The organism is Pseudomonas monachiensis, assembly GCF_047345015.1.
GTDB classification, from domain to species: domain Bacteria; phylum Pseudomonadota; class Gammaproteobacteria; order Pseudomonadales; family Pseudomonadaceae; genus Aquipseudomonas; species Aquipseudomonas monachiensis.
This window is the reverse complement of record NZ_CP178857.1, coordinates 4,395,754-4,414,748: the sequence shown is the minus strand read 5'-3', so window position 1 is coordinate 4,414,748 and position 18,995 is coordinate 4,395,754. Positions and strand designations below refer to the sequence as shown.

General features: G+C 60.9%; 19 protein-coding genes. 7 read left to right on the top strand and 12 right to left on the bottom strand.

The window, feature by feature from the left end:
* Nucleotides 1-175 precede the first annotated feature (175 nt).
* Nucleotides 176-1,093, top strand: a complete 918-nt coding sequence (gene yegS / locus ACMDB8_RS19650) for a lipid kinase YegS (RefSeq protein WP_409079372.1) — start codon at nucleotides 176-178, stop codon at nucleotides 1,091-1,093.
* On the opposite strand, the gene ACMDB8_RS19645 is transcribed toward yegS, so the two are convergent.
* Entirely contained in the window at nucleotides 1,077-1,736 is a 660-nt protein-coding gene (locus ACMDB8_RS19645) for a response regulator (RefSeq protein WP_056727077.1), read from the bottom strand. The genes yegS and ACMDB8_RS19645 overlap by 17 nt on opposite strands.
* Entirely contained in the window at nucleotides 1,733-2,626 is an 894-nt protein-coding gene (locus tag ACMDB8_RS19640; protein WP_056727076.1) for a sensor histidine kinase, read from the bottom strand. Before ACMDB8_RS19640 ends, ACMDB8_RS19645 begins: the two co-directional genes overlap by 4 nt.
* 248 nt (nucleotides 2,627-2,874) lie before the next feature.
* Between ACMDB8_RS19640 and ACMDB8_RS19635 the strand changes: the two genes are divergently transcribed.
* Complete coding sequence (locus ACMDB8_RS19635) at nucleotides 2,875-3,123, top strand: hypothetical protein (RefSeq protein WP_156385845.1); 249 nt, start codon at nucleotides 2,875-2,877, stop codon at nucleotides 3,121-3,123.
* Here the strand turns inward: ACMDB8_RS19635 and ACMDB8_RS19630 are convergent.
* Entirely contained in the window at nucleotides 3,102-3,572 is a 471-nt protein-coding gene (locus ACMDB8_RS19630; RefSeq protein ID WP_056727075.1) for a hypothetical protein, read from the bottom strand. The two genes, ACMDB8_RS19635 and ACMDB8_RS19630, sit on opposite strands and share 22 nt — an antisense overlap.
* A 463-nt stretch (nucleotides 3,573-4,035) precedes the next feature.
* On the opposite strand from ACMDB8_RS19630, the gene ACMDB8_RS19625 reads away from it, so the two are divergent.
* Both ACMDB8_RS19625 and ACMDB8_RS19620 read left to right on the top strand, forming a co-directional pair.
* Nucleotides 4,036-4,971 (top strand): chemotaxis protein CheV, encoded by a 936-nt coding sequence (locus tag ACMDB8_RS19625; protein ID WP_056727074.1) that lies wholly within the window; start codon nucleotides 4,036-4,038, stop codon nucleotides 4,969-4,971.
* A gap of 98 nt (nucleotides 4,972-5,069) precedes the next feature.
* The gene (locus ACMDB8_RS19620) at nucleotides 5,070-5,876 is read left to right on the top strand and encodes an MOSC domain-containing protein (RefSeq protein WP_056727073.1); all 807 of its coding nucleotides are present in this window, start codon (nucleotides 5,070-5,072) and stop codon (nucleotides 5,874-5,876) included.
* Nucleotides 5,877-5,958: 82 nt separating this feature from the next.
* Here the strand turns inward: ACMDB8_RS19620 and ACMDB8_RS19615 are convergent, their stop codons facing one another.
* The 8 genes from ACMDB8_RS19615 to ACMDB8_RS19580 form a co-directional block, all read right to left on the bottom strand.
* Nucleotides 5,959-6,243, bottom strand: a complete 285-nt coding sequence (locus tag ACMDB8_RS19615; RefSeq protein ID WP_007940055.1) for a pyrimidine/purine nucleoside phosphorylase — start codon at nucleotides 6,241-6,243, stop codon at nucleotides 5,959-5,961.
* 69 nt (nucleotides 6,244-6,312) lie between these two features.
* Nucleotides 6,313-6,855 carry an exonuclease domain-containing protein gene (locus ACMDB8_RS19610; RefSeq protein WP_056727072.1) on the bottom strand — a complete coding sequence of 181 codons (543 nt, stop codon included), beginning with the start codon at nucleotides 6,853-6,855 and terminating at the stop codon, nucleotides 6,313-6,315.
* Nucleotides 6,856-6,925: 70 nt separating this feature from the next.
* Nucleotides 6,926-8,887, bottom strand: a complete 1,962-nt coding sequence (locus ACMDB8_RS19605) for an acetyl/propionyl/methylcrotonyl-CoA carboxylase subunit alpha (RefSeq protein WP_409079371.1) — start codon at nucleotides 8,885-8,887, stop codon at nucleotides 6,926-6,928.
* A gap of 65 nt (nucleotides 8,888-8,952) precedes the next feature.
* Entirely contained in the window at nucleotides 8,953-9,750 is a 798-nt protein-coding gene (locus ACMDB8_RS19600; RefSeq protein WP_409079370.1) for an enoyl-CoA hydratase/isomerase family protein, read from the bottom strand.
* Nucleotides 9,747-10,904 (bottom strand): citronellyl-CoA dehydrogenase, encoded by a 1,158-nt coding sequence (gene atuD, locus ACMDB8_RS19595; protein ID WP_223541684.1) that lies wholly within the window; start codon nucleotides 10,902-10,904, stop codon nucleotides 9,747-9,749. The genes ACMDB8_RS19600 and atuD overlap by 4 nt, the downstream gene beginning before the upstream one ends.
* 25 nt (nucleotides 10,905-10,929) lie before the next feature.
* Nucleotides 10,930-12,546 (bottom strand): geranyl-CoA carboxylase subunit beta, encoded by a 1,617-nt coding sequence (gene atuC, locus ACMDB8_RS19590; RefSeq protein WP_409079369.1) that lies wholly within the window; start codon nucleotides 12,544-12,546, stop codon nucleotides 10,930-10,932.
* Nucleotides 12,547-12,549: 3 nt separating this feature from the next.
* A complete protein-coding gene (locus tag ACMDB8_RS19585) occupies nucleotides 12,550-13,419 on the bottom strand; it encodes an SDR family oxidoreductase (RefSeq protein ID WP_056727067.1) in 870 nt (289 codons plus the stop codon).
* Nucleotides 13,420-13,431: 12 nt separating this feature from the next.
* Complete coding sequence (locus ACMDB8_RS19580) at nucleotides 13,432-15,234, bottom strand: acyclic terpene utilization AtuA family protein (RefSeq protein WP_056727066.1); 1,803 nt, start codon at nucleotides 15,232-15,234, stop codon at nucleotides 13,432-13,434.
* A gap of 178 nt (nucleotides 15,235-15,412) precedes the next feature.
* Between ACMDB8_RS19580 and ACMDB8_RS19575 the strand changes: the two genes are divergently transcribed.
* From ACMDB8_RS19575 to ACMDB8_RS19565, 3 genes are all read left to right on the top strand, one after another.
* Entirely contained in the window at nucleotides 15,413-16,039 is a 627-nt protein-coding gene (locus ACMDB8_RS19575) for a TetR/AcrR family transcriptional regulator (RefSeq protein ID WP_223541681.1), read from the top strand.
* 92 nt (nucleotides 16,040-16,131) lie between these two features.
* Entirely contained in the window at nucleotides 16,132-16,950 is an 819-nt protein-coding gene (locus ACMDB8_RS19570; protein WP_056727064.1) for a substrate-binding periplasmic protein, read from the top strand.
* 75 nt (nucleotides 16,951-17,025) lie between these two features.
* A complete protein-coding gene (locus tag ACMDB8_RS19565; RefSeq protein WP_056727063.1) occupies nucleotides 17,026-18,039 on the top strand; it encodes a GNAT family N-acetyltransferase in 1,014 nt (337 codons plus the stop codon).
* Nucleotides 18,040-18,114: 75 nt separating this feature from the next.
* On the opposite strand, the gene ACMDB8_RS19560 is transcribed toward ACMDB8_RS19565, so the two are convergent.
* On the bottom strand, nucleotides 18,115-18,663 hold the full coding sequence (locus ACMDB8_RS19560; protein ID WP_056727062.1) for an RNA polymerase factor sigma-70: 549 nt from the start codon (nucleotides 18,661-18,663) through the stop codon (nucleotides 18,115-18,117).
* Between the last annotated feature and the right edge of the window lie 332 nt (nucleotides 18,664-18,995).

The following is an 18,995-nucleotide window of genomic DNA, read 5'->3' as shown; positions in this document are numbered from 1 at the left end:
ACTCTATCAATTCAGATTTCCGGTCAATTGAGCCGATTCCTCATGTTTTGTAAGAAAAGTCCTGCCGTGTGGGGGGGCAAGACTTTCTGGCTGAAAATAATTCGATTTCTCGCGACTTTTACCGGAGCCTTCGCGGTCAACATCTCCCAGGCGCCATTCAAACCGGGAGTGAGTAATGAGCGATCGCAAGGCGCTATTGATTCTGCATGGCAAGCAAGCGCTCAACGAAGCGGTTCGCACCGCCGTCGACAGCCAGCGTGAGCGAGGTTGGGAGCTGGCTGTTCGATTGACCTGGGAAGCCGGCGATGCGCAGAGGCTGGTGGGCGAAGCGTTGGCGGCGGGGTATCGATGCATCATCGCCGGTGGCGGCGATGGCACCTTTCGCGATATTGCCGAAGCCATGGCGGAGCATCCGGAAAAAGCCAGTCTTGTACTGATGCCGCTAGGTACCGCCAATGATTTTGCGCGTGCGGCGGGTGTGCCCCTGGAGCCCGATCAGGCGCTGGAGCTGCTTGATTGCGTGCCGAGCGCCATTGATCTTGGGGAGGTTGATGGGCAGATATTCCTGAACATGGCGACCGGTGGGTTTGGCAGTCATGTCACGGCGAACACCCCGGAGGATCTGAAGAAAATCCTCGGCGGCGCGGCGTATCTGTTCACTGGTTTGTCACGCTTCAATGAACTGCATACCGCCTACGGTGAATTGCAGGGTCCGGATTTTCACTGGAGTGGCGACCTGCTGGCACTGGGCATCGGCAATGGCCGGCAGGCCGGCGGTGGGCGGGTGTTGTGCCCGCAGGCACGGGTTGATGACGGTTTGTTGGATATCAGCATCCTGCCGGCACCGCAGGAGGTGGTTGGTACATTGAAAAACCTACTGGCCGAAGGCTTCGGCATCGACAGCATGTTTGTCCGGGCGCGCCTGCCCTGGGTCGAGATCAAGGTCTCGGAAGGGCTGTACATCAACCTTGATGGTGAACCGCTGGAAGGGGACAACCTGCGTTTCTCGGTTCGCCCGGCGGCGTTACTCGTGCATCTGCCTGAGAATTCGCCGCTATTACGTGCCGGTGAAGTGCCTAGTCATCAAGGCTGATGATTTGTTCGCGCACGGCAAACAGTACCAGGCCGGCCACATCGTAGATCTGCAGACGCTTCATGATCTGCGAACGGTGGGTTTCGACGGTCTTGACGCTCAACCCCAGGCCGTTTGCGATCTCTCGGGTGGATTTTCCGCGAACGATCAACCGCAGGATTTCCAGCTGACGTGCCGTCAGGTTGTGCGAGTCGGCAGGTTCAGGTGGGCGCTTCTGGTTTCGGGTCAGGGCCTGGTTGATCACCGTGTGGGCAATGGCCGGGCTCAGATAGCGCTCGTTGTTGCGCAAGGCTTCCAACGCGTGTTCAAGTTCAGTCGCCGTAGTGTCCTTGAGCAGGTAGCCATGGGCTCCGGACTCCAGCGCCTGCATGATCAGGGCCGGGTCGGTGTGCATCGAGAGGATCAGGACCTTGCTCTGCGGGCGCACCCGCTTGAGCTGCTGCAGCGCTTCGAGGCCGCCGGTCTGGCGCATCGAAATATCCAGCAAGACAATGTCCGGGGACAGGTGCCCGACCATTTCGAGCAACTGCGAGCCGTCACTGGCCTCACCGATGACGGCATAGCCGGGCAGATCCATTACCAGGGCACGCACGCCAGCCCTGATCAGCGAGTGGTCATCCACCAGAAGTAAATTACAAGTCAATGCATAACCTTATTCGAACTGGCCCGTTCGAGCGCACGGGGCGCCCAGGGAAAAAGAGCTTCGATTTGAGTGCCTTTGCCCGGCTCGCTGGTAACGGTCAGTGTGCCGCCCAGTTGATCGATTCGTTCCGACATCCCGGCCATACCGCGTTGCCCTTCACGACCAGGGTCTGATGCGGGTGCGAAGCCCTGGCCATCGTCGCTGATCTGCAACTTCAGGCCTTGGGGCAGACGCTGCAGGCACACTAGCAGGTTCTTGGCCTGGGCATGTCGCAGGATGTTGGTGACCGCTTCCTGGGTAATGCGGAAAGCCGCCACGGCCATTTCCTCCGGTATGCCGGTCAGGCGCTGCTGGCATTCCAGGCTCCAGTGCACCGGGGTGTTGGCCAGGGTCTTGAGCAGGTGCGCCCGCAGACTGGCTTCCAGCCCAAGGCTGGTCAACTGCCGGGGATTGAGAATGGCGGATACGTCACGAACTTTGGCGAGGGTTTCTTCCAGCGTGTCACAGAGGACCGAACATTGTCCCTGGAGTTCTTCGGGCATCCGGCGTTTGAGCCAGTCACTTTGCAGTTTTGCGGCGGTCAGCAATTGACCGATGTCGTCATGCAGTTCGCGGCTCAGTCGGTGACGCTCGTTTTCCTGGACCTGTAATAGCCGGTCGGCCAGTTCCTGGGGCTGGAATTTGATCGATTTGCGCGAGAGGCAATACTGCACGGCAACACTGGTCAGCGCCGCAACGTTGAGCACCAGCAATGACAGGGGGAGCGGAATGGACAAGCCATGGACCAGTAGACTGCCGAGGGTCGAGCAGACGCATAGCAATAGCGTGAATGTGCGTGCATTTTCCCGGGAGGGTGGCCACTTGGCGATTGACTTGAGGCTGGCGTGCATAGCGGATGGAGCCAATGGATGTTCGCTGCGGGCTGACCGGTCATGCTGGCTGACAGGCCCCTGTTTTTTCATGTGGAGCGCCGACGCGTTCAGCTCCGAACTGCAGCGAGCTGTATCCGGCTGCAATCACACTGCCATTAATTGGCGTCAACTAACAGGCGGCATGTTAGCACTTAAGATACCGATGGTCGCGTCCGTATGTATGTCCGAAAAGTCAGGCGCCCAGTCGTCTGGAGGATGATTCCATAATGGAACAAGTTGGTTGTTACCGTCGCAAAATGCCGATTACCTTAGGTTTTTTTGTTGATATCAGGCAACACCCGGGTCAAGGCAGGTGCGCAATTGTCGATGGGCAAGAGTGGTTGTTTAATGATGTCGCTTATAGCTATGAAATATTCATTTGCGACCTGTGCGCACTCAAGTTAGAGCGCGATATTGATAACCGGAACACGCCATACGGCATGGTTTGGCAAGTTCAGGCCTGCCGCTCCGAATAGGATACGAGGGTGAAGGGCCTGGCATTGACCGGTGGTTGAAACCGGCTTTGCCCGACTTGAAAGGCAAAGGCTTCGATCAGGGTGGCCTGTTCGCTGTCGTCGAGACTGAGCTGTCCGGTGGTCTGGTCGATGAGTTCGAGTTGCCAGGCAATCAGGGTCAGGCAGTCTTTCAGGGCACTCAGCGCCTCGTCGTGCAGGCTCATGGTGTTCTGTGCGTGGTTCAGCAGGCCATGAATATGCAGGGAGAATTCAGACACGGCCGCCAACGCCAGGGCATCGGCCTTGTTGGCCAGCTTGAGCAGTGTGCTGAGCAGACAGTCGATGGCGTCCTTGTCATTGCTGATGAGTTGCAGATGACTCAGGCATTCCTCGGTTTTAGCCAGGAGTGTTTCAGCCTCGACTAGAAACTCCGGGAGCCTCAGGGCCCACTCTTTACGGTCGTTCGGCATACTTATCTCCACAGCGTCATATCAAATGAGGGGATATCGTGTGTGTCGACGAGGGCGGTCGGAACCCCGGCATTGCCGAGTCGCCGGGTGAACGACTTGCGGCTGGCCCGCAGGCAGGCTGGGGAACACGAGAGGGTGGTTGGCCACTGGCTTGCGATCGCACACAAAAGCCTGACTCCGTTCATGCAATGAGAATGGCGTCACATTAATGGCTATTGGATATTGCGAATATCAGGTTGTACCTGATTGTTGATAGGGGGATCCCTTACGCAGGGGAACCTTTCGCGAGAACCGGGGTCGCGTGGCGCGGAAGTACGGCAGATGTAATCACAGCGCCAGTAAAGCATGATGTTAATGTGACATCAATTGCCGGGCGTGGCATTTTAGAGAGGGTCAAGCTTCGGCAAAAACAGCCGATAACCTTCCTTAAGTGAATTCATCCGAACAAGACCTGGAGTCATTGATGGCCGGCATTCTCGACACGGTAGACCAACGCACGCAACTGGTGGGTGAGAATCGCCTGGAAATTCTCATGTTCCGGCTCGCCGGACGGCAATTGTTCGCGATCAACGTCTTTAAAGTGCAGGAAGTCCTGCAACTGCCAAAGTTGACGCTGATGCCGCAGCGCCATCCGTTTGTGTGCGGCGTGGTCAACCTGCGTGGCCAGACCCTGCCGGTGATCGACCTGTCCCAGGCCATCGGCATGCGCCCGTTGGTGCCGGGGCCAGGCAGCACGATTATCGTCACCGAATACAACCGTTCGGTTCAGGCCTTCCTGGTCGGTGGCGTGGACCGGATCGTCAACATGAACTGGGAAGCCATCCTGCCGCCCCCGAGCAGTGCCGGCCGCCAGCACTACCTGACGGCCATCAGCAAGGTCGATGACCAATTGGTGGAAATCATCGACGTCGAAAAGGTCCTGGCCGAGATCGTCCCTTACAACGCCAAGGTCTCCCGCGCCAAGCTGGAAGATCCGGTGCTGGAACGTGCCCGTGGCCGTGAGGTGCTGCTGGTGGATGACTCCAACGTGGCCCTGACGCAATTGCGCGATACCCTGGGACAACTGGGTGTGAAGATGCACATCGCCAGCGACGGGTTGAAGGCCTTGAACATGCTCAAGGCCTGGGCTGATACCGGCGTGGACATGACCGAAAAACTGCTGATGGTCTTCACCGATGCGGAAATGCCGGAAATGGATGGCTATCGCCTGACCACCGAAATTCGCAACGACCCGCGCCTGCGCGGCTTGTACGTGGTGCTGCACACCTCGCTGTCCGGCAGCTTCAACGACTCGATGGTGAAAAAGGTCGGTTGCGACAATTTCCTTTCCAAATTCCAGCCGGACAAACTCGTCGACGTGGTTCGCCAGCGCCTGATGCTTGACGAAGTACCGGCCTGATCAGGCCTGCCCCCCACCGGGGCAGTGTTTGCTCGTCAGCCTTTGATTCGGCCGTAAAGCTCGTATAGGGTGGCGTTTTTACCTGACAGGGAGTGGCCATGTTGCGACTGAGCGCGCTGTATCGTTATCCGTTGAAGTCTGCCAAGGGCGAGACCTTGCAAGCGATCGGTCTGGATAAGCTTGGGCTGGACGGCGATCGCCGCTGGATGCTGGTGGACGAGGCCAGCGGGCGCTTCCTGACCCAGCGTGCGGTAGCGCAGATGAGCCAGTTGTCGGCACTGTGGAATGCCGAAGGTGGCTTGACCCTCAGCGCGCCTGGCCATTCGCCGATCGACATTGCCTTGCCCGGTAACGATGCAGAGTTGCGTGGCGTGACGATCTGGCGCGATACCTTGCGAGTCCCCGATGCAGGTGATGAAGCAGGGGCCTGGGTCAGCCGATTCATCGGCAAACCGACACGCCTGGTGCAAGTGCCGCTGGATCGGGCGCGGATGACGGAGGCTGGCTACGGCAAGGATGACGACCAGGTGGCGTTCGCCGATGGCTATCCGCTGTTGCTGATTGGCCAGGCCTCTCTCGCGGATTTGTCGCAACGGGTCGGGCGTCCGTTGGAGATGCTGCGTTTCCGGCCGAACCTGGTGATCGAAGGCAGTGAGGCGTTCGCCGAGGATGGCTGGAAGCGTATCCGTATCGGCGAAGTCGAGTTCCGCGTGGTCAAGTCCTGTTCACGCTGCATCCTGACCACCATCGACCCGCAGACCGGGGAGCGCAGCGACGACCGCGAACCCTTGGCCACCTTGCAGAAATACCGTGCCCAGGCGGACGGGGCAATGTTCGGCCAGAACCTGGTCAACGATAGCAACGGTCGACTCGAAGTCGGCATGCCGGTGGAGATCCTCGAGTAACTTTGCGCAGAATAAAAAATGCCCGTGTCGAAAAACACGGGCATTTTTATTGCGGCGACTTTTTGGTGCAGGCCCCGCAGGCTTAGCCGCGGTATTCGCACAGGTAAGCGGTGTCGACGGCGACTTTCAGCTGGAACTTGCTGTTGGCCGGTACGTTGAACTGGCTGCCGGCGGCGAAGGTTTCCCAGTCGCTGCTGTCTGGCAACTTGACGGTCAATGCGCCGCTGACCACGTGCATGATTTCACGCTGGCTGGTGCCGAATTCGTACTCGCCCGGTGCCATGACGCCGATGGTCGCTGGACCTTCTGCGGTGCCAAAGGCGATCGACTTGACGGTGCCGTCGAAGTACTCGTTGACTTTAAACATGGGCGATTCCTCGAAAAGGGCTAAAAAGGGCTGGCCAGTATGCACAAGGCCCCGGGAGTCGTCACCTGTCTAAAGCGGAAGAACCAGCGGCAGCAGGCGCGCGGTATTGCGCGCATCCTCCAGCGCCCGGTGTTGCTGGCCGGTGAACTGCAGGCCGGCCAGTTGCAGGGCGCCGTTGAGCCCCAGCGGGCGCTCCAGGCGTCGGGCCTTGGCAAAGCGCTGTTTGAGGTTCATGTGCGGCACGTTGGCCAGCACGCTGGCGAGTCCCAGGCGCTGCCACTCCTGAAGCAGTTGTTTGCGATCGTAATCGCCCCAGCTGACCCAGCCTTCCAGTCGTGTGTGGTGATGGCCAAGCCAGCGCTCAAACGCCGGCCAGACTTCGCCCAGCGGTTGTGCGGCATCGATGTTGGCTTGGGTGATGTGCGTCAGCTCGCGGCAGAACGGCGTCAGTAACGGCCGTCGCAAAGGCCGGACGAAGCGCTGGAAGTGGTCCAGTTCACGTCCCTTGCGGTCCACCAGGGTGGCGCCGATTTCAATGATTTCCATATCTGTTACGGGCCATCCACCCTCATCGGTGGTGGCCTCCAGATCAATGACCAGCCAATGAGGCATTGCAGGGTTCCTGATATCCGCGTCCTGTAGGGTTTGAGCGTAGCCAAACCCGGCGGTTCCGCCTAGCGCCTTATTCGACCTCCAACAGAATCTGCCGGTTTTTCACCTGATCCCCGACTTTGACCTGCAAGCGTTTGAGCACACCGTCGATACCCGATTTCAATGGGTGCTCCATTTTCATCGCCTCCAGTACCACCAGCAGTTGGCCCTTGGTCACTTTGCTGCCTTCGTTGACCAGGACGTCGACAATCGCCCCGTCCATCGGTGCCTTGAGGGTGCCGGAGCTGACACTGGCCTGGCCGGTAACCTGCGCCTGAGTGCGATCCACGAACTGCAGACTGCCCGGCCGGGTAAACAGCCAGAGGCGCCCGGCCTCCAGGCGATAAGCGTGGCGTTGGCGAACGCCTTCGATTTCCAGGCTGACCCAGCGTCCGTCGCTGTGGATGATCTTCAGTTCGAGGCTGCGCTCGGCGACCTGAATGCACAACGGCTGGCCCGGGATCGCCTGCAACGCTACCGGCCAGTCCTGATCCTCAAGGCCGATGCGATAGTGCAGCGGCACGCTGGTGTTGTTGCGCCAACCGCCAAGCGGGGCCGGGTGAGCCTGTGCCGCCGCCTGATAGAACAGGGCGGCGGCGATGGCCAAGTGCTGCGCGTTTGGGGGCTCGGGATGCAGGCAGGCGTGGTCGGCGAAATGCTGCGCGATGAAACCGGTACTGAAATCTCCACCAGCGAACTGCGGGTGTTCCAGCAGGCTGGCAAGCAGGCGTTGATTGCTTTGCAGCCCCAGCAGCACGCTGTCTTGTACCGCCCGCAGCAATTTGCGCCGGGCTTCTTCGCGGGTGGCACCGTGAGCGATGAGCTTGCCGAGCATCGGGTCGTAGAAGGGACTGATGACCTGGCCTTCGATCAGTCCGTGGTCGATCCGCACACCGTCCTGCAATGCCGGCTCCCAGGCCACGACTCGCCCGGTTTGCGGCAAGAAGCCTTGGGCCGGGTCTTCGGCATACAGGCGCACTTCCATGGCGTGGCCTGTGAGTTGCACCTGTTCCTGGCGCAAGGGCAGCGGTTGCCCTTCGGCGATGTTCAGTTGCCAGGCCACCAGGTCCAGCCCGGTGATCAGTTCGGTCACCGGGTGCTCCACTTGCAGCCGGGTGTTCATCTCCAGGAAATAGAACTGCCCACGCGCATCCAGCAAAAACTCCACGGTGCCCGCGCCCACGTACTTCACCGCTCGCCCGGCCTTGAGCGCCGCTTCGCCCATGGCCTGGCGCAGCTCAGCGGTCATCACCGGGCAGGGCGCCTCCTCAATGACTTTCTGATGCCGGCGCTGCACCGAGCAATCGCGCTCGCCGAGGTAAATCAAGTTGCCATGCCGGTCACCGAACAACTGGATCTCGACGTGGCGGGGTTCGATGAGTGCCTGTTCGAGAATCAGTTCAGCGCTGCCAAAACCGTTCAAGGCTTCGGAGCGCGCGGTGCGAATCTGTTCCAGCAAGTCGCTGGCGTCGTGCACCAGGCGCATGCCGCGTCCACCGCCGCCGGCGCTGGCCTTGATCATCAAGGGATAGCCGATGCGCTCGGCTTCGCGGCTCAGGGTGGCGTCGTCCTGTTCGGCGCCTTGATAACCGTTGATGCAGGGCACACCGGCTTCGATCATGGCGATCTTCGACAGGCGCTTGCTGCCCATCAGTTCGATGGCCTCGGGGCTGGGGCCGATGAAGGTGATGCCGGCATCCCTGCACGCGAGGGCAAACCCGGCGTTTTCCGAGAGGAAGCCGTAGCCCGGATGGATCGCATCCGCGCCTGTGCGCCGGGTTGCGTCGAGGATGGCCGGGATGTTCAGGTAAGACTGTTGCACCGGGACCGGGCCGAGCTTGACCGCCTCGTCGGCCATCCGCACGTGCAGCGCATCGGCGTCGGCATCGCTGAACACGGCGACGGTGCGATAGCCCAGTGCCTGGGCCGTGCGCTGGATGCGGCAGGCGATTTCACCGCGGTTGGCGATGAGGATTTTTTTGAGTCCGGGCATGGTTAGGCTCTCTGAATTTTAGCGGTGTCTGGTCGGGCCTCATCGTGAGCACGCTCGCGAAGCTTTTAAGAGGCCCACCCCGGTTTGCGTTTTTGCAAGAAGGCCATCGTTCCCTCGATGCCTTCGGCTCCGGTCACCGCTTCGCTGAACCATTCAGCCGCTTGATCAAGCGACTCATCCGACGGCTGTCCGGCACTGGCCAGCAAGAGTTTCTTGGTCGCCGCATTCGCCCCCGGCGCGCAACACAACACATGGGCCAACACCTCGTCGAGCCGTTCGGCCAGTGCCTGCGGATCATGCTCGACAAAATGCACCAGCCCCATGCGCCGTGCCTGAGTACCATCAAAACGTGCCGCTGTCAGGGCCAGGCGCCGAGCCTGGGTCAAGCCGATGCGTTGCACCACGAATGGCGCGATCTGCGCCGGCAGCAGGCCGAGGCTGGTTTCCGGCAGGCCGAATTGCGCCTGATGATCGGCCATGGCGATATCGCTGACACAGGCCAGGCCGAGACCGCCGCCGAGCACCGCGCCCTGCAGCACAGTAATCACCACTTGCGGTGCGTGTTGCACCTCCTGCAATAGCGCGCCGAACACCCGGTTCAGGTCCCGGTGCGCAGTTGGGCCTTGAGCGCGGGCATTGGCCATGTCCTTGAGGTCGCCGCCGGCACAGAAGTGCCCGCCGACGCCGCCGATCACCAGTGCGCGAACCCCGGGTTTATCGCGTACCGCGGCCAGCACCGAGCGTAACTCGGCGACCATCTGCAAGCTCATCGCATTGCGGCATTCCGGGCGGTTGAGGGTGATGTGCAACACGCCGTTGTGCAGTTCCAGCAGCAAAGTCTGGCAAACCGGCAGGTTGTTCATTTCTTTTTCCCCGGCAGAATGCCCATGAGTTTGCAGATGATCCCCAGCATGATTTCGTCGGCGCCGCCGCCGATCGACACCAGCCGTACATCGCGGTAAGCCCGGGCCACCGGGTTGTCCCACATGAAGCCCATGCCGCCCCAGTATTGCAGGCAACTGTCACTGACTTCGCGGCCCAGCCGCCCGGCCTTGAGCTTGGCCATGGAGGCCAGGCGCGTGACGTCCTGGCCTTTGATGTATTGCTCGGTAGCCTGATAGACCAGCGCTCGCAGGCATTCGATTTCGGTTTGCAGTTCCGCCAGGCGGAAGTGGATCACCTGATTGTCGATCAGCGCGTTGCCGAAGGTCTTGCGTTCCTTGCAGTATTCGATGGTGCTGTCGACGCAGTACTCCAGGCCCTTGATCATGTTGGCCGCGCCGAACAGGCGTTCCTCCTGGAATTGCAGCATCTGCATCATGAACCCCGCGCCTTCATGGCCGATGCGGTTGCGCTGCGGCACGCGCACGTTGTCGAAAAATACCTGGGCGGTTTCCGAGCTGCGCATGCCGAGCTTGTCCAGGTGCGAGCTCAAGCTGATGCCCGGTGTGTTCATCGGCACCATGATCAGCGACTTGTTGATGTGCGGCTTGTCGTCCGAGGTGTTGGCCAGCAGGCAGATGAAGTCGGCGCTCGGCGAGTTGGTGATCCACATCTTGCTACCGTTGATCACGTAGTCGTCGCCGTCCTTGCGCGCGGTGGTTTTCAGCCCGGCCACGTCGGAACCGGCGCCGACTTCGGAGACGCCGATGCAGCCGACCTGTTCGCCGCTGATGGCCGGGCGCAGGAATTGCTCGCGTAGCTCATCGGAACCGAACCGTGCCAGCGCTGGGGTGCACATGTCGGTCTGCACGCCGATGGACATCGGAATGCCGCCGCAACGGATAGTGCCGAACTCTTCGGCGGCGACGATCGAATAGCTGTAGTCGAGCCCCATGCCGCCGAATTTTTCCGGTTTGGAAATGCCCAGCAAGCCGAGGTCGCCGGCCTTGCGAAAGATGTCGTGGATGGGGAAGCGCCCGGCCTTTTCCCACTCATCGACGTGGGGGTTGATCTCGTGCTCGACGAACTGGCGCACGGTGCGGCGCAGTGCTTCGTGTTCCTGGGTGAAGATCATTTTTATTGTTCTCCTGTTAGTCGGCTTAGAACCGCGCCACACCAAAGCTGTTGGTTTGCAGAGGCCGCACTTCGGCCTCGTGACAGATATCCAGCAGATAACCCAGCAAGGTCCGGGTATCGCGCGGGTCGATCAAACCGTCGTCCCACAGGTTGGCGCTGCCGTAGAGCGCCGTGGACTGGCTGTCGAGTTTCTGCGCGGTCACCTGTTCGAGCATGTCGAGCATTTTCGGGTCGGGCACCAGGCCGTCCTTGGCCTGTTTGGCCTCGGTGACGATGCGCAGCACCTTGCCCGCTTGCGCGCCGCCCATCACGGCGGTGCGGCTGTTGGGCCAGGCGAAGATGAAGCGCGGGTCGAGGCCGCGTCCGCACATCGCATAGTTGCCCGCGCCGTAGGAACCACCGACGACGATGGTCAGCTTTGGCACCCGGGCGTTGGCCACCGCCTGAATCATCTTCGCACCGTGTTTGATCACGCCTTGCTGCTCCGATTCGGTGCCGACCATGAACCCGGTGGTGTTGTGGAAAAACAGCAGCGGTGTCTGGCTCTGGTCGCACAGCTGGATGAACTGCGCGGCCTTGCTCGCGCCTTTTGGCGTGATCGGGCCGTTGTTGCCGATGAAGCCACAGGCGCGGCCCTGAATTTTCAGATGACCGCACACAGTCTGCTGATCGAACTCGCCCTTGAATTCAAGAAAGTTCGAAGCGTCGGCGAGACGGGCGATGATTTCGCGCACGTCGTAGGGTTTTTTCGAGTCAACCGGGATCAGGCCCAGCAACTCGTCGATGGGGTAGAGCGGCTCCTCCCAGCGACGTTCGGGGAGTGGGGGCAGTTGTTCGTTCCACGGCAGCAAGCTGACGATCTCGCGTACCTGGCGCACGCCGTCGGCGTCGTTTTCAGCCAGGTATTCGGCGGTGCCGGCGGTTTGTGCGTGCATCTCGGCACCGCCCAGTTCTTCATCGGTGGCGACTTCGCCGGTGGCGGCCTTGAGCAGTGGGGGACCTGCGAGAAACAGCTTGGCCTTGCCGCGTACCACCACCACGTAATCCGACAGCCCCGGCTGATAGGCGCCGCCCGCCGTGGCCGAGCCATGCACCACGGTGACTTGCGGCAAGCCCATGGCCGACATCCGCGCCTGATTGGCAAAGCTGCGCGCGCCTTCGACGAAAATCTCCGCCGCGTAATTGAGATTGGCGCCGCCACTTTCGGCGAGGGTGATCACCGGCAGTTTGTTTTCCATGGCGATCTGTTGCAGGCGCAGGGATTTCTTCAAGCCGCTGGGGGAGATGGTCCCGCCCCTGATCGCGCTGTTGTTGGCGACTACCAACACACGTACGCCGGACACATAGCCGATACCGCCGATCAAGCCGCCACCGGCGCAGCTGCCGTCCTTGTCGTCATGCAGCTTGTAGCCGGCCAGGCTCGCCAGCTCAAGAAACGGCGCGCCGGGATCCAGCAGCAGATTGAGGCGCTCGCGAGGCAGCAACTGGCCGCGCTTTTCGAACTTCGGCCTGGCTTCGGCCGCCTTGTTCAGCAGGTTCTGTTCGAGCACGCGAACTTGCTCGATGGCGCTCAGCATCGCCGCACGGTTCTGGGCGAACGGCTCGCTATGGGGATCGAGTAACGACTGAATCACCGGCATGGGTTATTCCTTGTCCTTCAACACGTCTGGTATGTAGGCGCGGTGGAAACCGTTGTACGACTCGCTGTTGGTCGCCTTGTGGATCGGCCAGGCGCGGCCGCCGAGGCTGGCGGCGCCATCGATGCGCAAGGTGCTGCCGCTGACAAACGCCGCTGCCGGGCTGAGCAGGAAAACAATCGCCGCGCTGACTTCCGATTCGGTGCCGATGCGCTTGAGCGGCACATGTTCGCGCAAGGTCGGGATCACGGCCTTGAAGGCGCCTTCGTAGGTGTCCATGCCGCTGGAGGCAATCCACCCCGGCGCCACGGCGTTGACCCGCACCCCGGCATGACCCCATTCGTACGCGGCAGTCTTGGTCAGGTTATCCATGCCCGAACGTGCCGCACCGGAGTGGCCCATACCTGGCATGCCACCCCACATGTCGGCGAGCATGTTGACGATGGCGCCGCCGTGCTTGCTCATGGACTGGTTGAACACTTCCCGGGCCATCAGGAAACCGCCTACCAGATTGGTGCGCATCACGGTTTCGAAACCCTTCTGATTGATCGAGGCCAAGGGCGACGGGTACTGCCCGCCTGCATTGTTGACCAGGCCATGAATGGGGCCATGCTTGCGGATCAATTCGCTGACCAGGTGCTCTACCGATTCCTCCTCGCGGATATCGCAAACCGCCCAATCGGCCTTGCCACCGTCGTCGGCGATCTCCGCCGCAACGGTTTTCAGTTTGTCGGCCTTGCGCCCGACCAGCAGCACATGGGCGCCGAGGGCCGCCAGTTCGTGGGCGGTGCAGCGGCCGATGCCACTACCACCACCGGTGACGATGATGTTTTGGCCGGCAAACAAATCGGCTTTGAAAATCGAATCGTAGGCCATGGCGGCAATCCTCTAGTTGAACTGGTCGGCGATGCGCTGCGGCACCGGGATCTGGATTTCCAGCAGTTGCTGGGCGAAGGCCTTGCCTTGCGGATCGATGCGCAGGCTGGCGACACCGCCGCCGCCGAGGGCGTTTTCCAGCAGGAAATTCAGGCTGTGGCTGGCCGGCAAGTACCAGCGTTCGACCCGCCCGTGGATGGGGTCGAGGACGTGGCCCATCCAGTCGACGATCACTTCCGGGGTCAAGGCCTCGGCAATCCATGGCAGGAATTCCGGCTCCCGGGCCATGACGCCGATATTGCTGTGGTTACCCTTGTCGCCCGAGCGTGCAACCGCCAGTTTGACCAGGGCCACGCTGGCGTCGGCCAGGCCAAGCGGTTTCGGCGGCGCGAGCGGGGCTGGCAGGTTCAGCGGGTCGAGCACATCGAGGGCGGGCAGGGCACACGGGTGGCGCTGGCCCATGAAATCAATGTCCAGCGTGCAGGCGGTTTTGTCGATCAGGAACGAGAACAGCCGGATCAGCGGATACACCGTCGGCCGGCCACCGACAATGCCGGTCAGCCCCGGCGCCATGCCGGTGGCGGCCTGGGCGATTTCCCTGGAGAACACGATCAATGCCTGCTTGTCCGGATGACGCACCGCGAGTTTGATCACCACTTCGCGGCTGTCATGGCGCTGGCCGTGGGGGCCGTAGGTGGCCTCGCTGCCCAGCAACTCGATACTCACGTCGCTGTAAGGCGCCCAGCCGCGCTGGCGGAACATTTCCGAGGTCTTGTTGATGATCGCATCACCGACCCGTCGCGCCTTGTCGACGGCATCGATGCCGGCGATCAGGCAACTGGCGGTGCAGCGGAAACCATCGGGGTACGTGGCGCTGACCTTGTATTGAGCGGTCGGCGGCAGGCCTTTGGCGCCGTGCACCTGCACCGCGTTCCTGCCCTGTTGCAGCAGTTTGACCTGAGTGAAATCGCACACCACGTCGGGCAGCAGGTATGCGCGAGGGTCACCGATTTCATACAGCATCTGTTCGCCCACCGTCAGCGGCGTGACCAGCCCACCGGTGCCTTCGGGTTTGCTGACGATGAACTGGCTGTCGGCGCTGACTTCGACGATGGGAAAACCGATGTGTTCGTAGTCGGGCACGGCGCGCCAGTCGGTGAAGTTGCCGCCCGTGCACTGGGCGCCGCATTCGATGATGTGCCCGGCCAGTGCCGCCTGGGCGAGCTTGTCGTAGTCATGCCACGACCAGCCGAACTCATGCACCAGCGCGGCGCTGACCACCGCACTGTCGACCACGCGCCCGGTGATCACGATGTCCGCCCCCAGGCGCAGGGCTTCGACAATGCCGGGTGCGCCGAGGTAGGCATTGGTCGAGACGCACATCGATGGCAGGGGCGCGCCGCTGAACATTTCACGAATGCCCAGGTTGCCCAGCTGTTTGAATTGCGGCTGCAGATCGTCACCCAGCAGCACGGCGATCTTCAGCGCCACCCCGGCCTTGTCGCAGGCCGCTTGCAGGGCGGCGGCGCAGGCTTGGGGGTTGACCCCGCCGGCATTGCTGATGACCCGGATGTTCTGCTGCGCGAGCTGCCCCAGCAAGGGCGCGAGCACTTCGATGAAGTCGCCCGCATAGCCGGCCTGGGGATCTTTCATTCGCGCGCCGGCCATGATCGACAGGGTGATTTCGGCCAGGTAATCGAAGACCAGATAGTCCAGATGCCCGTGTTCGACCAGTTGCGCGGCAGCGGTCGAGGTATCGCCCCAGAAGGCGCTGGCGCAACCGATGCGAATTGTTTTAGGCGCAGTCCATTCCATAGCCACCTCCAACCGAAGTGCGTCGACATTACCAAGCAAGCGCTTGGTTTGTAAATGACTTGATTTTCTTCTGCCCAAGCGCTTGCTTGGTTGCATCCATGCGCTTAAATTGCCCGCGCAACCCCACTGTTTTCGGGGGGATCGGCGTTATTGATTGAACGACTGTAGGAGAGAACGGGTGGACGAGCAAAAAGCCCTGAGGGTGATGCGCCAATTGGTCGACGACGGCCAACTGACCGACCCGGACAGCGCCCGTGGCAAGCTGCTGCAAGTGGCGGCCCACCTGTTTCGCAATAAAGGCTATGAACGCACGACCGTGCGCGACCTGGCCGGCGCCGTGGGCATTCAGTCCGGGAGTATTTTCCATCACTTCAAGAGCAAGGACGAAATCCTGCGCGCCGTGATGGAGGAGACCATTCTCTACAACACCGCGTTGATGCGTGCGGCCATCGCCGAGGCCGGCAGTGTGCGCGAGCAGGTGCTTGCGCTGATTCGCTGTGAGTTGCAGTCGATCATGGGCGGCAGCGGTGAGGCCATGGCCGTGCTGGTCTACGAATGGCGCTCGCTGTCCGAAGAGGGCCAGGCCAAGGTCCTGGCGCTGCGGGACATCTACGAAGACATCTGGCTGCAAGTGCTGGGTGAAGCCAAGTCCGCGGGGTTTATCCGTGGCGATGTGTTTATCACCCGCCGCTTCCTGACCGGTGCATTGTCCTGGACCACCACCTGGTTTCGTGCCGGCGGCAGCATGAGTCTCGATCAGTTGGCCGATGAAGCGCTGATTCTGGTGCTGGAAGACCGGCAATAAGCTTGTATTGGCCAGCATTAAACTGGCTAACTTGTCGAAACCGCCTAGCTTGAATGCATGGGTACCGTTTTATTGGGGAGTGGGGCGTTTTGATGGGTTCGCCAATTCGGTCAGCCTCGCGGCTTTTGCTGGCGATGCTTACGGCGTCAACGATGATACCGTCCCAGGCTGCGCAACTGGTGCGCATAGGTGCCGCGCACTTTCCGCCCTATACCGTGCGCCCGGAATCCGGGGCCGATACCGGGTTGCTGCCGCAACTGGTCGAGGCCCTGAATGCATCGCAAACTGACTACCAGTTTGTCCTGGTGCCCACCTCCATTCCTCGGCGCTTCGGTGATTTCAAGCAGGGCCGGGTCGACATGGCCATTTTCGAAAATCCCGCCTGGGGTTGGGAAGAGATCCCCCACACGGCCGTCGACATGGGGCTGGAGGACGCTGAGATTTTTGTTGCGCAACGCCTGCCCGATCGACAGCAAAGCTATTTTGCCGACCTGAAAGGCAAGCGCCTGGCACTGTTCAGCGGCTATCACTACGAGTTCGCCAACTTCAATGCCGACCCTCTGTACCTCGCGAAAAACTACAACGCCACGCTGACTTATTCCCATGACAGCAATCTGCTGATGGTTTTACGCGACCGGGCCGACATTGCCCTGGTCACACGTTCGTACCTGAGCGACTACTTCCTGCGCAATGAAAAAGTCGCCGGCAGTTTGCTGGCGTCCCAGCGCGTCGACCAGGTCTATCACCATTACGCCATTCTGCGTCCGACCGCACCCATCAGCGGCGAGGCATTCGGCAAGTTGTTGCAAGGCTTGCGGGACAACGGCCAGATGTTGAAGATTTTCGAGCCGTACAAGATTGCGCTGGTGCCGGTCCAGCGCAATGCACCGGCGCCCCAAGTTGCCAATTGACGGTTTTTGGCTAAATTTCCCGCTCTGGCTCACGTCACTTCGTTGAACTGTCGACGATTATCGTGAGCCCGCCCCATGCCCAATCTCAATGACCTGACTGCCCTGTGTCTGCCGACGGGCAGTCGTCTTGCCGCTGATGAAACCGATTGCCGCCTGAGCCTCAGCCTGGAAGGGCAACCGTTGCCCGCCTTGCGGCTCAGTCGTGGCCGGGAGTTGAACGTGCAACTGGAGGAGCGCTTCAGTCGCCCTGAAGGGCAGGCATTGTGGACGGCCTGTTACTGGCTGTTCGCTCGTGACCCTGACTGTCAGCGTCTGACCTGGCAACTGCAAGAGGTGCCGGACGAAGCCGTGTCCAGCGGTCTGCTGATTCCGACTCCCGTCAGCGGCCAGTATCACTGCGAGCGCACCGTGTTCTGGCAGTTGCCGCCGCCGTGGCTGGGGCATTCCCTGACCGGCAGCTACCCGCAGCAGATGCTCATCACCGACGGCAAGCGCCACCCACGGCGGCCGGTCAAGCCCCGGGGTGAAGTGTATCAACGCTTCGATGCGCGGCTGGGTGCCCGGGTTTCCCTGCGCACGCTGGACATCGAGCAAGACCTGGCACGCTTCAACCGCTGGCAGAACAGTCCGCGAGTCGCGAGTTTCTGGCAGGAGGAGGGCAGCCTCGACCAGCATCGCCAATACCTGAGCAAACTCGTAGCCGACCCGCACACGCTGACGCTGATCGGTTGTTTCGACGACCAGCCCTTCGCTTATTTCGAAGTCTACTGGGCCAAGGAAGATCGCATCGCACCCTTCTATGAGGCCGGCGATTACGACCGTGGCATTCACATGCTGGTGGGCGAAGAAAATCACCGCGGCCCGCACAAGGTGGCGAGTTGGTTATCGGCGCTGGTGCATTACCTGTTTCTCGATGATCCGCGCACCCGGCGCGTGGTGGCCGAGCCCCGTGCCGATAACGCGAAGATGATCGGGTACATGCAGGAGCAGCGCTTTCACTGTGAGAAAGAGTTCGACTTCCCGCACAAGCGCGCGGCCTTGATGGTGTTGGGGCGGGAGCGGTTTTTTGATCGGTGCAGACTGGCTTGAAGCCTGAGACTCAAGATTCGTTGTGGTCTTGAGTCTCAGGCTTGCTCGCGAAGGGCGCGATGCAGATCCTGGATCTTATTGGCGAGCAGCTATATCACCCCGGTTGCCCGACACCTTGCGGCAATGCACCAACGCATCACGGATCATGAAGTTCACCAGGGTCGGCGAGACGCCGAGTTCCTTGGCGATGTCCTTTTGCGGTACGCCGTGCAGGCGATACATCTCGAAGGCGTAGCGGGTGCGGCTCGGCAACTCGGTCAACGCATCGGCAATGTGCTCCAGGGTCGAGAAATTGATGTGCGACGTTTCCGGGGACGCGCCCTGGATCACCACATTCAACCCTTCCTCTTCAGGACCGGAATACTTCTGCTCCAGCGCCTGCTTGCGGTAATGGTCGATCGCCAGGTTGCGCACGATCTGGAACAGGTAGCTGAGCTGGGCCTTGATCGAACTGGTGATGGGCGGGGCCGATTGCAGCCGGAAGAAAGCATCCTGCACAACATCTTCGGCACGTGAGCGGCAACCGGTAATTCGGGCTGCAATCTTCACCAGGATCAGTCGATTGTCGACGAATGCCTGAAGTAGCGGTGTATCGCACCTGCTTGTGGATACTGGTTCCATCATGGAAATCACCCTGCTGCCAAAAGGTTAGTGGGACGGGGAAAAAAACCGGGGGGCCGTCCTACACATCGAGCGACAAATTAGGCTTAATGATAATTATTGTCAAATGAGAAAAAGAACTAATGCGCTGTAAGAGTGCAGAGTGAGAACTGCGACACGCTGACTCACTTGCGTCCACTTTGCGTTCCAGCCTGGCGACTAATTATTTCCAGACGTCATCCGTTCTCATTGGTGAATGGAACCGGGCAGCAGCCCCGGTCACAACCGCATTGCCAATGCCTTGCGCGGTCGGCGAAGACCGCGTCCTGCGCGCCCTCGATCAGGGTGCGACGTCA